General features: G+C 46.6%; 15 protein-coding genes, 1 rRNA gene and 1 other RNA gene. 4 read left to right on the forward strand and 13 right to left on the reverse strand.

What is annotated here, in order from left to right:
• The 3 genes from H2C83_RS06830 to H2C83_RS06840 all read right to left on the reverse strand — a co-directional run.
• Positions 1–218, reverse strand: a 16S ribosomal RNA gene (locus H2C83_RS06830); the annotation flags it as partial.
• 201 nt (positions 219–419) lie between these two features.
• A complete protein-coding gene (locus H2C83_RS06835; protein ID WP_181739102.1) occupies positions 420–695 on the reverse strand; it encodes a pro-sigmaK processing inhibitor BofA family protein in 276 nt (91 codons plus the stop codon).
• A gap of 48 nt (positions 696–743) precedes the next feature.
• Positions 744–1,055: a CPBP family intramembrane glutamic endopeptidase gene (locus H2C83_RS06840; protein ID WP_376766347.1), complete on the reverse strand. Its 312-nt coding sequence runs from the start codon at positions 1,053–1,055 to the stop codon at positions 744–746.
• Positions 1,056–1,108: 53 nt separating this feature from the next.
• Between H2C83_RS06840 and H2C83_RS06845 the strand changes: the two genes are divergently transcribed.
• Positions 1,109–1,357 carry a hypothetical protein gene (locus tag H2C83_RS06845; RefSeq protein ID WP_181739106.1) on the forward strand — a complete coding sequence of 83 codons (249 nt, stop codon included), beginning with the start codon at positions 1,109–1,111 and terminating at the stop codon, positions 1,355–1,357.
• Positions 1,358–1,376: 19 nt separating this feature from the next.
• Here H2C83_RS06845 and H2C83_RS06850 read toward each other — a convergent pair whose 3' ends face one another.
• The 6 genes from H2C83_RS06850 to ffs all read right to left on the reverse strand — a co-directional run bounded on the left by H2C83_RS06850 (position 1,377) and on the right by ffs (position 6,241).
• On the reverse strand, positions 1,377–1,700 hold the full coding sequence (locus H2C83_RS06850; RefSeq protein ID WP_220184050.1) for a hypothetical protein: 324 nt from the start codon (positions 1,698–1,700) through the stop codon (positions 1,377–1,379).
• Between the two features lie 24 nt (positions 1,701–1,724).
• Positions 1,725–2,321 (reverse strand): recombination mediator RecR, encoded by a 597-nt coding sequence (gene recR / locus H2C83_RS06855; protein ID WP_181739110.1) that lies wholly within the window; start codon positions 2,319–2,321, stop codon positions 1,725–1,727.
• A 30-nt stretch (positions 2,322–2,351) separates the two neighbouring features.
• Entirely contained in the window at positions 2,352–2,663 is a 312-nt protein-coding gene (locus H2C83_RS06860; protein WP_181739112.1) for a YbaB/EbfC family nucleoid-associated protein, read from the reverse strand.
• 16 nt (positions 2,664–2,679) lie between these two features.
• The gene (gene dnaX / locus H2C83_RS06865; RefSeq protein ID WP_246333791.1) at positions 2,680–4,434 is read right to left on the reverse strand and encodes a DNA polymerase III subunit gamma/tau; all 1,755 of its coding nucleotides are present in this window, start codon (positions 4,432–4,434) and stop codon (positions 2,680–2,682) included.
• 81 nt (positions 4,435–4,515) lie between these two features.
• Positions 4,516–5,661 carry a two-component system sensor histidine kinase NtrB gene (locus tag H2C83_RS06870; protein WP_181739114.1) on the reverse strand — a complete coding sequence of 382 codons (1,146 nt, stop codon included), beginning with the start codon at positions 5,659–5,661 and terminating at the stop codon, positions 4,516–4,518.
• Positions 5,662–5,976: 315 nt separating this feature from the next.
• Positions 5,977–6,241, reverse strand: an RNA gene (ffs, locus tag H2C83_RS06875) — signal recognition particle sRNA large type.
• 240 nt (positions 6,242–6,481) lie between these two features.
• Between ffs and H2C83_RS06880 the strand changes: the two genes are divergently transcribed.
• The 3 genes from H2C83_RS06880 to treR are packed head-to-tail and all read left to right on the forward strand — an operon-like array spanning position 6,482 to position 10,483.
• On the forward strand, positions 6,482–8,047 hold the full coding sequence (locus tag H2C83_RS06880) for a PTS transporter subunit EIIC (RefSeq protein WP_181739116.1): 1,566 nt from the start codon (positions 6,482–6,484) through the stop codon (positions 8,045–8,047).
• 20 nt (positions 8,048–8,067) lie between these two features.
• Positions 8,068–9,759 (forward strand): alpha,alpha-phosphotrehalase, encoded by a 1,692-nt coding sequence (gene treC, locus H2C83_RS06885; protein WP_181739118.1) that lies wholly within the window; start codon positions 8,068–8,070, stop codon positions 9,757–9,759.
• A 13-nt stretch (positions 9,760–9,772) separates the two neighbouring features.
• Positions 9,773–10,483 carry a trehalose operon repressor gene (treR, locus tag H2C83_RS06890; protein WP_181739120.1) on the forward strand — a complete coding sequence of 237 codons (711 nt, stop codon included), beginning with the start codon at positions 9,773–9,775 and terminating at the stop codon, positions 10,481–10,483.
• A gap of 210 nt (positions 10,484–10,693) precedes the next feature.
• Here treR and H2C83_RS06895 read toward each other — a convergent pair whose 3' ends face one another.
• From H2C83_RS06895 to H2C83_RS06910, 4 genes are all read right to left on the reverse strand, one after another.
• Positions 10,694–11,551, reverse strand: a complete 858-nt coding sequence (locus H2C83_RS06895) for a lipoate--protein ligase family protein (RefSeq protein WP_246333792.1) — start codon at positions 11,549–11,551, stop codon at positions 10,694–10,696.
• A 156-nt stretch (positions 11,552–11,707) separates the two neighbouring features.
• Positions 11,708–12,460, reverse strand: a complete 753-nt coding sequence (locus H2C83_RS06900; protein WP_181739122.1) for a sulfite exporter TauE/SafE family protein — start codon at positions 12,458–12,460, stop codon at positions 11,708–11,710.
• Positions 12,461–12,536: 76 nt separating this feature from the next.
• Entirely contained in the window at positions 12,537–12,875 is a 339-nt protein-coding gene (locus H2C83_RS06905) for a hypothetical protein (protein ID WP_181739124.1), read from the reverse strand.
• Between the two features lie 21 nt (positions 12,876–12,896).
• The gene (locus H2C83_RS06910) at positions 12,897–13,433 is read right to left on the reverse strand and encodes an NAD(P)H-dependent oxidoreductase (protein WP_181739126.1); all 537 of its coding nucleotides are present in this window, start codon (positions 13,431–13,433) and stop codon (positions 12,897–12,899) included.

Below are 13,433 nucleotides of genomic sequence, written 5' to 3' on the forward strand. Positions count from 1 at the left end.
CCAAGGCCGTCTTTTACCTCTCCTCCAGGCGGAGAAAAGGATTATCCGGTATTAGCTCCGGTTTCCCGGAGTTATCCCGGTCTTGCGGGCAGGTTGCCCACGTGTTACTCACCCGTTCGCCGCTGGGTCCCGCCCCGAAGGGCCAGACCCCGCTCGACTTGCATGTATTAGGCACGCCGCCAGCGTTCATCCTGAGCCAGGATCAAACTCTCCAATAAAGTTGTTCCTGGTGCTTTCAGCACTTGGAACAACTGATCCACTATGTGGATAAGGTTTGATTGCTCAATTAGAATTAACGAGTCACGTCTTCACTCTTCAGTTTTCAAGGAACACTTCGTTTTGTTTGTTTGCCGCTTTATCGCGGCGACAGATATGATATTAACATGCTCATAAAAAATAGTCAACACTTTTTTTGTTTTTTATACTCCAATAAAAATGATTTTTACTGCCAGTAAATAAATAAGACCGGGAAAACCCAGAACTCCTGTTACAAAAGCGGTAATCAAATTGATTGGAATCTGCACATGAACATATTGCCCCAACATGTTCACCACAAACAGGATCAATGCTCCGACGGCAGTATACAGCATGCCTTTCCCAATCCAGAGAAGCGGTTTTCTCACCGAGCGGTTGATCCCCATAAAGAACAAAGTCCCCAGTAGTCCAATTCCAATCCACCATTTGTAATCCAGCACATGAATCTCCTCCTGAAAATGGATTTTCTGTCCTTACGAATAAGGAAGCTATTCAAATATAAGGACAATGAAATTGTTCATTACGTGAAAAACAATCGGCGCCCATAACTGCCCTGTCCAATAGCGAAGAAGCGACAGAATCAGGCCAAGAACAAATAACGGTGCCAGCATTGCTACATCCATATGGAAAAGCGAGAAACTGGCTGCGGACAAAAAGATGCCCAAGCCATGTCTGAACGTTTTGCCACCCCAGGTCTGATCAGGCCCCGAAAAAATTTCTTCCGCAACCGGTCCGACCAAACCGATCAACAGCCACTGTGAGAAGCATTGGCATGATGCAGGCTTTTTGACTGATTTGATTTTCCCTCCAGGAGGATAATTCCAGAGAGAACCATTCTGCCATCGGTTTTGATATGATCTGGTCCAAAAACAGGTACATCAAGACACAAACCACAATCATTGCAACCATCCATACCGGTCAGGAAGGCGATAATGTACCTACAAATCCGATTTCTTGCCACCGTTTCCTGAATACAGGAAATGTCAGGCCAATCATCCACAGAAATGGAAGAGTTGGAATTAAATGCTGCACCAAACCGGGCAAAAACGGGAGCGAGAAGGAAAAAAGCACGGATAAGGCTTCAATCCACGCGACAAAATAGACAATATCCAACACGCAAATTATTTGATGGCAGGCATTCCGTTCCCAATGAAACCGGGTAAATACTCCCCTCGCCAAAAACAGAACAGCACCAGCTGATAAAATAATGTGGTAAAGGCACTTATGTCGCCCGGAACAATCAACCATGTACCTTTTGATGTATAAACCCATTGTTGGGCAAAAAAACCGATGCATAAAATCCATGCCATCCCGTGCCTGAATACCTTCCCGGCGTTTCCCGGTTCAGTACCTGCTTGCAGGGAAAGACCCACTTTTCCACCTGCTTCACCAAAAATGAAAGCGACATCTTTCTCAAAAAGAAGTGTCGCTTTCATCCTATGCATGAGGTTGTCTGATTCATGCCAAATTTATATTTCCCGTCTTCCTTCCAGGGCTTTTGTCAATGTCACTTCATCTGCATATTCCAGATCTCCCCCAACGGGGAGGCCATGGGCAATTCGAGTCACCTTTAAGCCAAATGGTTTCGTCAGCCGGGACAAATACATTGCCGTTGCTTCTCCTTCAATATTTGGATTGGTAGCCAGAATCAATTCTTTTACCGTTTCATCCTCTAATCGTTTGAGCAGATCAGAAATTTTCAAATCATCCGGTCCAATTCCTTCTATAGGAGAAATCGCTCCATGCAAGACGTGATATAAACCATTGTATTCCCGGGTTCGTTCCATCGCGATCAAATCCTTTGTGTCCTGCACTACACAAATTACCGACCGGTCGCGGTTCTTGTCCGAGCAAATGGGACAAGGATCACGGTCAGTAATGTTGCCACATATGGAACAATGGCATAGATCACGTTGTACCCGCACCAGCGCTTTGGCCAAATCCATCACATCTTCTTCCTCCATGGTCAATACATAATAAGCCAGGCGCTGGGCAGTCTTGGGGCCAATCCCCGGCAAGCGCATGAATCCCTCGATCAGCTTCGAGATAGGTTCTGGCACATACAACGTTCGCCACCTCTAGTCTGCTTGATCATTTTAAAATAAACCCGGAACATTCATGCCGCCCGTAAATTTCCCCAAATCCTTGGCCACCAGTTCATCCACCTGTTTCATCGCCTCATTCATGGCAGCCACGATCAGATCCTGTAACATATCCACATCATCCGGATCTACTACTTCAGGGGCAATTTCAACCCCCAGCAGCTGTTTATGTCCATTCATTTTTACCTTAACCACACCACCGCCAGCAGTTCCCTCCACTTCTTTTTTCTCCAGTTCCTGCTGGGCTTTTGTCATCTCCTGCTGCATTTTCTTTAATTGTTTCATCATTTGATTCATATTACGCATAAAGTCGCCTCCCTATTTACACAGGCTTATGGTCATCCAGTATTTTCACAACATCTTTACCAAACAAATCAACAGCCTTTTTTACTATATCATGTTCCCTCTTTGGCTTCGATTCTTTTGCATGACTTTCTGTTTCAGAAGAACGGGGACCCAGTTTCCGTGCAATTTTCTCCCAATCTTCAACCATGATCGTTTTTAATCGCATCCGAGTCCCCATCGTTTTGGAAAGAACATCTTCAATTAAAGATTTATTGCTTTCTTTATCCGTAGTTTCCCGGTGAATTTTACTTTTGAACGCCACAATAACTGCATCTTTTGTTGCTCCGACAGGTTCCCCGTCGATCAGCCAGGCGTGTACGGTAATTTTTTCTTCCTTAATGCGGTGAAGCAGATCTGGCCAAATTTTCCTGACATGGGACAGTTGCTTTTCAGAAAGTTGCCTGAGCCAGGCATTACCCAAAGCCGGGTTGGAAACCCGGGGGCCTGATGGAGCAGGTCGCGTTTTTTGCGGCGGAGGAATTTCTTCCCTGGGCAGAGAACCATTTTTCAACTGTTGCACAGTATTCTCCAATTGCCTGATCCGTAATTCCAGTTTCCGCACGCTATCCTGCGATGCTCCACTCTGATCGGACTCAGGAACACCAGCCAAGCGGACCAAAGCCATTTCCAGCAACACCCGCGGATGAGTGACCCATTTCATCTGCTGCTGAAAATGGATCAACAGCTCCATCATCTGTGTCAGCCGTGCTTCGGTTAACTTTTGTCCTGCTTTTTCCACTGACTCGATCCAGTGCTCTCCCTCTTCATGCTTTATCAGTTGAGGGGCTGCCCGAAACAGTAAAAGATCCCGGCAGGTATGGATGAAATCCTGTATCAAATTTTCCGGTTCAATTCCGTTTACAATACACTGGTCAAGCTTTTCAAGGGCGGAGGAAGCATCCTGATTAGCCAGGTCCATCAACATGTCCAGCACCAATTCCCGGGAAATGCTTCCCGTCACAGCTTGCACATCCTGAATCGCAAGCGATTCACCGCTGAAAGCCAGTACCTGGTCCAGTAAACTCAGGGCATCCCGCATTCCGCCATCTGCTGCCCGGGCGATAGCCAGCAAAGCTTCCTCATCAAAGGAAATTTGCATGGACTGGCAAATATGCTTCATCCGTTTTACAATCTGTTCAAAAGAAATGCGGCGAAACGGGAAGCGCTGGCAACGGGAAACAATCGTTGGAGGAAGTTTATGCGGCTCTGTGGTAGCCAGAATGAAAATAACATGTTCGGGAGGCTCTTCCAACGTTTTCAACAAAGCATTGAATGCTTCTGTCGTCAACATATGAACCTCATCAATAATGTACACCTTGTATCGAACTTCCGTCGGCGCATATTTCACCTTATCGCGCAGATCCCGGATTTCATCAACCCCGCGATTCGAAGCGGCATCAATTTCCACGACGTCCATAAGCGAACCATCGGTAATGCGCCGACAGGCTTCACATTCATTGCACGGTTCTTTAGCAGGTCCATGGACACAGTTTACAGCCTTGGCCAAAATTTTTGCAGCACTGGTTTTTCCTGTTCCACGTGGACCGCTGAACAGGTATGCGTGGGAAAGATGTTTTTCATTTAATGCATTCATCAACGTTTTTGTCACATGTTCCTGACCGACCAAATCCTCAAAACGCTGCGGTCGCCATACACGGTATAATGCCCGATAGGACACATTCAACACTCCAACTTTCCCCAGGCGGGGCATATTCATGGTCTTTATTATCATACTACACTGAAATTCCCTTTTTCAAAAGAAACAACCCACTGCCAATGTGGGAATAATATTCCTTCCATTTGGCAGTGGGCACTATGCCTTTGTAAGGGGCAGATGTACAAGAACCCTTGTCCCTTTGTCCCCGGACTTGATCCGGATTTCCCCGTCAATTTCGCACAGGATTTGGCGGCAGATGGGCAACCCGAGTCCAGTGCCATTTTCCTTTGTTGTAAAAAACGGTTCAAATATTTTTTCCAGCACCTGTTTGGGAATGCCTGGTCCGGTATCCGAGATTTCCACAACAACTTGCCTTCTTTTTTCGTCAGTCTTCAGACACAAGGTCAGAAGGCCGCCGTCTTTCATGGCTTCCATCGCATTCTTAGTCAGATTGAGAAAAACCTGTTTCAACAGTTCTCCGTCCGCTTCAACCATGGGTATGGTAGTTAACTGCTGCTTGATTACCACGTCAATATTATGCAAAAGCGCCTCATTTTTGATAATTGGCAAAATATCTTTCAGCACCTTGACGACATTGACAGATTGCACTTTTATATGACGCGGCTTGCTCAACATCAGAAACTCTCCGACCAGGCTGCTGATCCGGCCGATTTCCCTTAACATGACATCGATATAGCCATGTTCTTTCTGTTGTCCGTTTTCCTTCATTCTATGTCCGATCACTTGCAAAAACCCTTTGATCGCTGTAAGTGGATTACGGATTTCATGTGCAGTTCCGGCAGCAATTTGTCCAATGGTTGCCAAACGGTTGTTTTGCTGAACCTGCTGCTTGAGAAGCAGCGTCTCCGTCTTATCCTCAAGCATCAGGATTTGTCCTTTTAACCCGCTTTCGCTGTCTTCAAAGGGATGTATACGTAACAGAAGAGAACGAACTCTGCCCGCTTCCGGGCACCAATCAAATTCCAATTCCCGTCCTTCTTCCCGAGAATGCAAAATGGAAAACAATCGGTCCCTGCACTTTTTTGGCAATCCTAATTGGATAATTGCTTCCTGAAACGAACGATATAAAATTTTCGACTTTTCCAGTCCTAACATATTCCCTGCCGCTTGATTGATTTCCACGACATTCAATCGATCATCTACTATGATAACTCCCAAGTGGATGTGTGAGATTAACTGGACGGCCAAACGCTCATAGGGTGTCACAGGATAAAATGTATACAAATGAACTGATTTATGTTCTCTATTTCCTGCTAACGCCTTCGTGTTCATATTCATCATATTCGCACCGCCACATTCAAAGCTTCCCTTCTATCCTTCGTGCTTCCTTGTGCAACGAACGATTCCTTGGAAAATGATCTGATCCACAAGTGAACTACCTTTCTCGATTCACAAACCAAACTCAGGACAGGAATTCCTCCACCCCCTTGCCGACAACAGTTCGCTCCTTCCCCCAAAAAATGTCACAAATAATTCTAATTTTTTATTCGCTATTTACCTATTTCTTCCTTCTTTATGAGAAAATTTTCCATTTTTTCATACAAAAAAACCACCTTGCCAAACAAGGAGGATCTTGTTGCAAATATTGGTATGTAACCGCGCGCCTGTCTCCGACGCACTTTGCCTGAGCGGCCCCTGAACCGGCAGCTCAGACCAGGCACCCCTGCGGCACACGATAGAGCTTCCTTAGTGCTGCTTCCGTCAGGACCTGACACGGTTCAGAAGTAATCGTTGCGCAGGACCCAATCATCAACACTGATGATTCAGACCAGCCTCACACAAAATACGCCTCGGACAGGCATCAACCCCGTTATAGCGGATTACGGGTTACAGGGCACCGCTAACTCCCCGTCTAGCGCGGTGTTACCATCATAACACATGTAAACCGTTCAATCAATGGCAGGATCAGGATGAAAAATAAAAGATTACGGTTACTTCCCAACGACCCAATTCAGACAAATATACAAATTGACAAACCTGTATATACAGGTTAAAATTACCTTGAATGAAAGGCTTTTCATTTTTTTGTTCCTCATCCTGTATATACAGGTTGCCGAAAGATGCCACACCTTATCCGATTTGATCCAAGGAGGAAAAAACAATGGTTAAGCGTGTCTCTTTTGACTTCTTTCAACGTGTTGGCCGGTCGATGATGGCTGTGGTACTGATCCTTCCTCTTGTCTCCATCCTGATGGGCCTTGGCGGCGTCATTCTGAACCCGAACGTTCAGGAGATCATTCCCTTTTTAGCCAGTGATGGCTGGCAAATAACAGGAATCCTCATGCAGCGGGCCGGTCAGGCTGTCTTCAACAACCTCCCTGTCCTGTTTGCAGTAGCCATCGCCATTACATGGACAGGCAGGGGAATGGCTGGTTTTTCAGCCCTGATCTCTTTCTTTATCATGCATACTGCCATTGGTGTGATGATCCAGATTACCGGGATCAAACTGAATGAAAGGCTGCTTGGTACGGAACTGGGAATTGAAACCATGCAAATTGGCGTTTTTGGCGGTATTCTGATTGGGTTCCTGACTGCTTACTTTTACAATCGCTTTCACAAAGTGGAATTGCCAGACTCCATTTCCCTGTTCAGCGGGGAGCGGCTTGTGCCGATCGTCTCCTCGTTTGGAGCGATCATATCGGCTGTCATCCTTTATTTCATCTGGCCGCCTATCGGAAATGGAATCTTCGTTCTGGGCAACTTTATTGCAACCCACACCAATCCGTTGATTGTCGGTTTGTATGGCGGTATGGAAAAACTGCTGATTCCATTTGGTTTGCACCACATTTACAACACCCCGCTTCTGTTCACCGATATTGGCGGAGCCTATACTTCCCTCGATGGTGCCAGAATTGTGGGTGACCAGAACATTTATATCGCCCAGGTCATTGACAAATTGCGTGACCCGTCTGTTTCCATTACCGGAGGCACCTATATCGCCGGAAAATTCATTCCGGTCATGTTCGGGCTGCCAGCGGCAGGACTGGCAATTATTCACACGGCAAAAGCAAGTAAAAAAGCGAAAACCAAATCCCTGATCATTGCGGCTGCCATTACCGCGTTTTTAACCGGAATCACCGAACCGCTAGAATTTACTTTCCTGTTTGTCGCCCCTGCCCTGTATGTGGTTCATGCGTTCATCACAGGTATTGCGTACGGACTTGCGGGCGCGCTTGGCATGCATGCAGGCTTTGCAGGCGGATCCGGTTTTATCGATTTTATCCTGTTTAATGTATTCCCGAACCACAACAATACCTGGTTGGTACTGATCGGGCTTGGTCTTTTGTTTGCCGTCATCTATTACTTCACTTTCCGGATCCTGATTCTGAAATTTGATTTTAAAACACCAGGCCGTGAAGAAGATGAGGAAGAAACAAAACTTTATACCAAAGAAGATTATCGCGCCAAAAAGGAAGCACAGAAACAGAAAGACAAGAAAAACCAGGCTGCGCAAATTCTTGAGGCGTTGGGAGGAAAAGAGAACATTACCAGGCTTGATGCATGCATTTCACGCCTCAGAGTCGGGATCAGGGATATGGATAAAGTGGATGAAGACAAACTGAAACAGCTGGGAGCATCCGGTGTCATCAAACGGGGAGACGGACTGCAGGCTGTATACGGAACCAAATCATCCATACTTAAAGAAGAAATTGAAGAATTGATGTAGCGGACAAGGAGGGACTTTCGGTGACAGAATGGTGGAAAAAAGCGGTTGTCTACCAAATCTATCCCAAAAGTTTTTATGACACAACCGGTAACGGTGTCGGGGATCTGAAAGGAATTACGCAGAAATTGCCTTACTTGAAACATCTGGGGGTCGATGTTCTGTGGTTGACTCCCATCTACCAATCTCCACAAAGAGATCACGGCTATGATATCTGTGATTATCGCAAAATCGACGCAAGATACGGTACGATGGAAGATTTCAAGGAACTCCTTCAAGAGGCCCACACACACGATTTACGGGTAATTATGGATATGGTGGTCAACCACACTTCCACCGAGCATATCTGGTTCAGGAAATCCCGCTCTTCCAGGCAAAGCCCTTACCGGTCATTCTACATCTGGAAAGATGGCAGAGATGGGCATGAACCAAATAACTGGCAGTCGAAGTTTGGCGGTTCTGCCTGGCAGTGGGATGAACAGACGGGGCAATATTATCTGCATTTGTTCGACAAAACGCAGGCAGACCTGAATTGGGAAAATCCACAGTTGCGTCAAAAAATTTACGAAATAATGCGATGGTGGCTGGATCTGGAAGTAGACGGATTTCGTCTCGATGTAATCAACCTGATTTCCAAAGATCAGCGTTTTCCTGATGATGACGGGTCAGTGCCGCCGGGAGACGGCCGCAAGTTTTATACAGACGGTCCCCGTATCCATGAATTTTTGCAAGAGATGAATCGAGAGGTTTTTTCCCGCTATGATATAATGACCGTTGGTGAAATGTCGTCAACTTCCATCCCCCATTGTATTCAATACACCCGTCCGGATCGTCATGAATTGAATATGATTTTTCAATTCCACCACTTGAAAGTGGATTACCCTGACGGAAACAAGTGGAGCATTGGCCGGATGGATTTTCAGGCACTAAAACGGATTTTGTCCACCTGGCAAACAGAAATGCAAAAAGGCGGAGGCTGGAATACCCTCTTTTGGTGTAACCATGACCAGCCGCGGATTGTGTCACGCTATGGCGATGACAGGCGTTACCGCAAGGAATCGGCGAAAATGCTGGCAACCGCGATGCACATGATGCAGGGCACCCCGTTTATATACCAGGGAGAGGAAATCGGGATGACGAACCCTGACTTTGCATCAATCGATAACTATCGGGATGTGGAAACGCACAACATGTACCAAATAATGCGGAAACAAGGGAAAACCGAAGAAGATGTGATGCGGATCATCCGGCAAAAATCACGGGATAACTCGCGGACTCCCATGCAATGGACGGATGAGCAGCATGGGGGATTTACCAGCGGAATACCCTGGATTCCCGCAGCTCCAAACTATAAGGAAGTCAATGTGAAACAGGCCCTGAACGATCCCGATTCGGTTTTTGCACACTACCGGCGCCTGATCCGGATGCGAAAGGAAATGGATATCGTGACCACCGGCATCTTTGAAGCCATCGACATTGATCATCCCGATGTTTTTTCCTATTTTCGCCATGGCCAGGGCGAAAAATTGCTGATCATTAACAATTTCCGTGCCTGTTCAACACAATGGAGCCTGCCCGATGCCCATTTGCTTGCGGACTGGAAAGGGGAAGCAATCCTTGCCAATTACCCGGACACCCCGCGCGACTGGAGGGAAATTACCTTACGGCCTTACGAATCCATTGTTTATCGTTTAACAAAAACCAAGGAAATTTAAGGGGAAAAAAGCGGTGAGCAATATCTATCTCTCGATTTATCGTGAACTTGCCCAGCAAATTGAAAAAGGAAAGTGGAAGACGGGGGGAAAGCTCCCGTCTGAAAAAGAACTTTCAGAACACTATGGAACTTCCCGCGAAACCGTTCGCAAAGCGCTCAACCTGTTGTCGCAAAACGGCTATATTCAAAAAATCAAGGGAAAGGGTTCTTTTGTCCTGGGATTTAACCGGTATGACTTCCCGGTCTCGGGGCTGGTCGGTTTTAAGGAACTGCTCTCCAAGACAAAAAAGTCCTGGAAAACCTATATCCACGTATTGAAGCCGGCAATTTCGGATCCTTGCATCAGTTCCCAACTCGGGCTAAAACGACCGGAACCCATCTGGGAAGTGGTTAGGGTGCGGGAAATCGACGGAGAAAAAATCATTCTGGATAAAGATTATTTTCGCCAGGAATATGTACCTGTGCTGACAGAGGACGTTTGCAAGGATTCCATTTATGAATATCTGGAAAAAAAGTGCAGCCTTCCCATCAGTTTTGCCAAGAAAGTGATTACGATTGAACGGATGACAGAAGAAGACAGGCAGTTGCTGGACCACCAGGAGGAAAGTTATGTAGCCGTCGTCCGCAATTATGTCTTTTTGGAAGACAACACTTTGTTCCAGTATACGGAATCCCGCCACCGTCCCGACAAGTTTCGATTTGTCGATTTTGCAAGACGCAACTGAAAATTACAGACAAGGACACAAAATAAAAAGTTGATACGAATAATAATATGGAGTTCCGAGACCTTCTCATATCCGCCTGTTCTGTAAACAACAGGCAGGCCATTTTTAACCCAATCCCTTTTCCACAGCGTTTTCCTGGTGTCAGCCGCTCCATACAGGGGTGGCCTTCTATTTAAGCAAAGCCGTCCCTATGACAGGACGGCCCATTTTTTATTTGTTTTCGGATTTTTCTTCCAGATAACGGTTTTTCAATTCTGTTACCGTCTTCTCAACCGATTCATTATACACAGGATCATAAATATTGATTTCCCTTGCCGGCCAAAACCCCTTGATCACTTCTTTGACCCGGGAAACGAACCACTCCGCGGTTACCGATTCCTCCCACTCTGCCAAAGCGGCCATCTGTGACGGTTTTACAATCGGGAATTTCAGGCGTGTATCCCCGCCTGACGCCATGTCATAAAACTGTTTGACCTGCTCGCCTCGCGCTTCCCCGCTTCCTTCTACCAGAACAAATGCCTGGATCACAAACGCTTTTGTCTGCCTTCTCTGGGCAATGCCGCAAAACTTTTTCCCCTGAATACTCAGATCAAAATTTCCCGGGCAGTACGATCCAATTATTTCCCCTTTGCCGATTCCTGGAAAGATTGGTTTCAGACAGGATTGCATCAACTCATACATGATTTCAAAATCCCGATTTATTTCCATCTTCCCTCTGTCAGAAGGCAAAATCAGGGAAAGGTTCACAACCCCCGGGTCCAGGGGAACGACAGCACCGCCTGAATTGCGGACACCAACGCGGAAGCCGTTCGATTCCAGCCACCGGATCGCTTCAGGCGCATGTGGCAGTTTTCGGTCGCGAAGCCCCAGGATCATTGCATGTTGATGACGCCAAATATGGATTGCCGGAGCAAACCGGCCGCTTCCGACCTCACGGCAAATTGTTTCATCAAATGCGAATGGAAACAGGGCTTCCCCCGTTAACAAATTCGAAGATGTATCAATAATCTCCCGAATTTCTTTGTAATCAACCCGTGCCATCATTTCTGCTCCTCTTGTATGATTCATGCAGTACAGTACATTTTCAAATGCAGGATAACTTTCCTGTACAATCCCCGTTACTTTATTCCGATTTCCGCTTCAATGACATTTCAAACGCTGTCAACCGGGCCACCACTATTTTATATTTGCTTTAAAAGCATTTTCAAATAACATGACCATTGTTTATTCCAATAACATCAAACTTCCTGCTACGGCAGGGGTCATGACCATCGCCGCTTTCAATAATCCCTGCGGCGCCAGGCGGGTAAATTTCGATCCGAGATAGGCTCCCGTCATGGTCCCAAGCAGTACCTGAAACAGCAGGAGAACATCCAGATAGCCGACAAAGGAATAACCCATTCCTCCCCCGATGGCAATCGGGAGAATGATCAGCATCGTAGTCCCGACAGACTGCCGGAGCGACAATCCGAGCAATACCAGCAGTCCAACCTGGATAAACGGTGTAGAGCCAACTCCAAACGTTCCCGCCAACAGGCCGGTTAAAAGCCCCAGCAAGACCGATTTCAGATGGCGATGGGAGGAAGCGGTAAAGACAGTCTCCTTTGGTTTGTCAGCACGCTTTACCACAAACAGACGCAACAAAAGCATCAGCGAAGACAGAAAAAGCATGGCTGTCGTCAGCCAATACAACCGGGCAGCAGGAATCATGGCTGCAATCCTTGAACCGCCAAAAGCGCCGACTGCTCCAAAAGCCCCTACCAAAATACCGGTTCGAAGTGAGATATTTCCTTCCCGGAAATGACCAAAAGTGCCGGAAAGAGTGGTAAAAGCCATTGATGCAAGCGCAGTGCCCAGCGCTACCTGAATCGGGACATGAAAGACCAGTGTAAGGATGGCTATGACAAAACCGGCGCCTCCAGCTCCAATAAAACCCAGCAATGTTCCGACAACAAACATTGTCAAAGTAATAAGCACGCTTCTCACCTCCCATTCCCTGTTAGTATAAATGATAAAAAATCCGCCCGCTCAAAAAGCAGGACGGACTGGTTTACTATTGATCGGTCCCTTTATCCTGATGCAGACGCTTGTGCATCGACCGTAAAACTTCCCGGTACTTTTCATCACTGTATTTCAAAGGATCTTTGACCGGTTTTTCTTTCACACCGGTTTGGGCTTTTAACCATTTTCGCAATACTTCCCGATACTCCGTATCCGAAATAGCATCAGATGATCCGGAAGAGGTAACAACAGGTTTATGTTGACGATCAGTTTCCGGCAAACTCCATTTTCTTTCCGTTTTTTTCTTTTTGCCGGAACGAGAATTGATGACATACAAAACAATTCCGCCAACAATGACCAGTACAGCATAGAAGAGAATCAGGTAAGTCAATTTACTTCCCTCACTTTAACTTTACTTCAGCTTCCTGGCAACCTCGGCTACCCGGCGCCCCAGGGTCCTTCCCAAAGCCTGGTCATTTTCTGTCGGAGATGAATCGCTTTGTTCATCATCCAAATCAACCGGACAGGTAACAGCCAGACCATAATAGGAACCCAGCAATACATTTTCAGGCAGATTACCGGGCAAACCGACAATAATCATTCCGTTATGGAGCATTGGAGTAATCAGGTTCCACAGAGTCATTTCCGCCCCGCCATGAACCGTAGCCGTTGTGCAGAAAACGGCTCCCACTTTGCCAACCAGTTTTCCTTCTGCCCACATATGGCCAAGACGGTCAATCCAGGCTTTCAAACCGGAGCTGATCGTGCCAAAATGCCCGGGACAACCCCAGATGATGGCATCTGCTTCATGCAGTTCCTGTATATCCGCTTCATCGACATGATAAAGGCAAACTTCCGCTTCTTCTGCTTCGCGCACCCCTTCAGCAATGGATTCCGCAACCTTTCGGGTATGCCCGCCTTCACTGTCATATATCACAAAAACTTTCAT

This window comes from Thermoactinomyces mirandus (assembly GCF_013868055.1).
Taxonomy (GTDB): Bacteria; Bacillota; Bacilli; order Thermoactinomycetales; family Thermoactinomycetaceae; genus Thermoactinomyces; species Thermoactinomyces mirandus.

Bases quoted from the DNA above. Each gene is read 5' to 3' on its own strand.
- H2C83_RS06910 (WP_181739126.1), bottom strand. From the start codon at position 13,433: ATGAAAGTTTTTGTGATATATGACAGTGAAGGCGGGCATACCCGAAAG.
- H2C83_RS06850 (WP_220184050.1), bottom strand. From the start codon at position 1,700: ATGCATAGGATGAAAGCGACACTTCTTTTTGAGAAAGATGTCGCTTTC.
- H2C83_RS06845 (WP_181739106.1), top strand. From the start codon at position 1,109: ATGATCTGGTCCAAAAACAGGTACATCAAGACACAAACCACAATCATT.
- H2C83_RS06860 (WP_181739112.1), bottom strand. From the start codon at position 2,663: ATGCGTAATATGAATCAAATGATGAAACAATTAAAGAAAATGCAGCAG.
- H2C83_RS06880 (WP_181739116.1), top strand. From the start codon at position 6,482: ATGGTTAAGCGTGTCTCTTTTGACTTCTTTCAACGTGTTGGCCGGTCG.
- dnaX (WP_246333791.1), bottom strand. From the start codon at position 4,434: ATGATAATAAAGACCATGAATATGCCCCGCCTGGGGAAAGTTGGAGTG.
- H2C83_RS06895 (WP_246333792.1), bottom strand. From the start codon at position 11,551: ATGAATCATACAAGAGGAGCAGAAATGATGGCACGGGTTGATTACAAA.
- H2C83_RS06870 (WP_181739114.1), bottom strand. From the start codon at position 5,661: ATGATGAATATGAACACGAAGGCGTTAGCAGGAAATAGAGAACATAAA.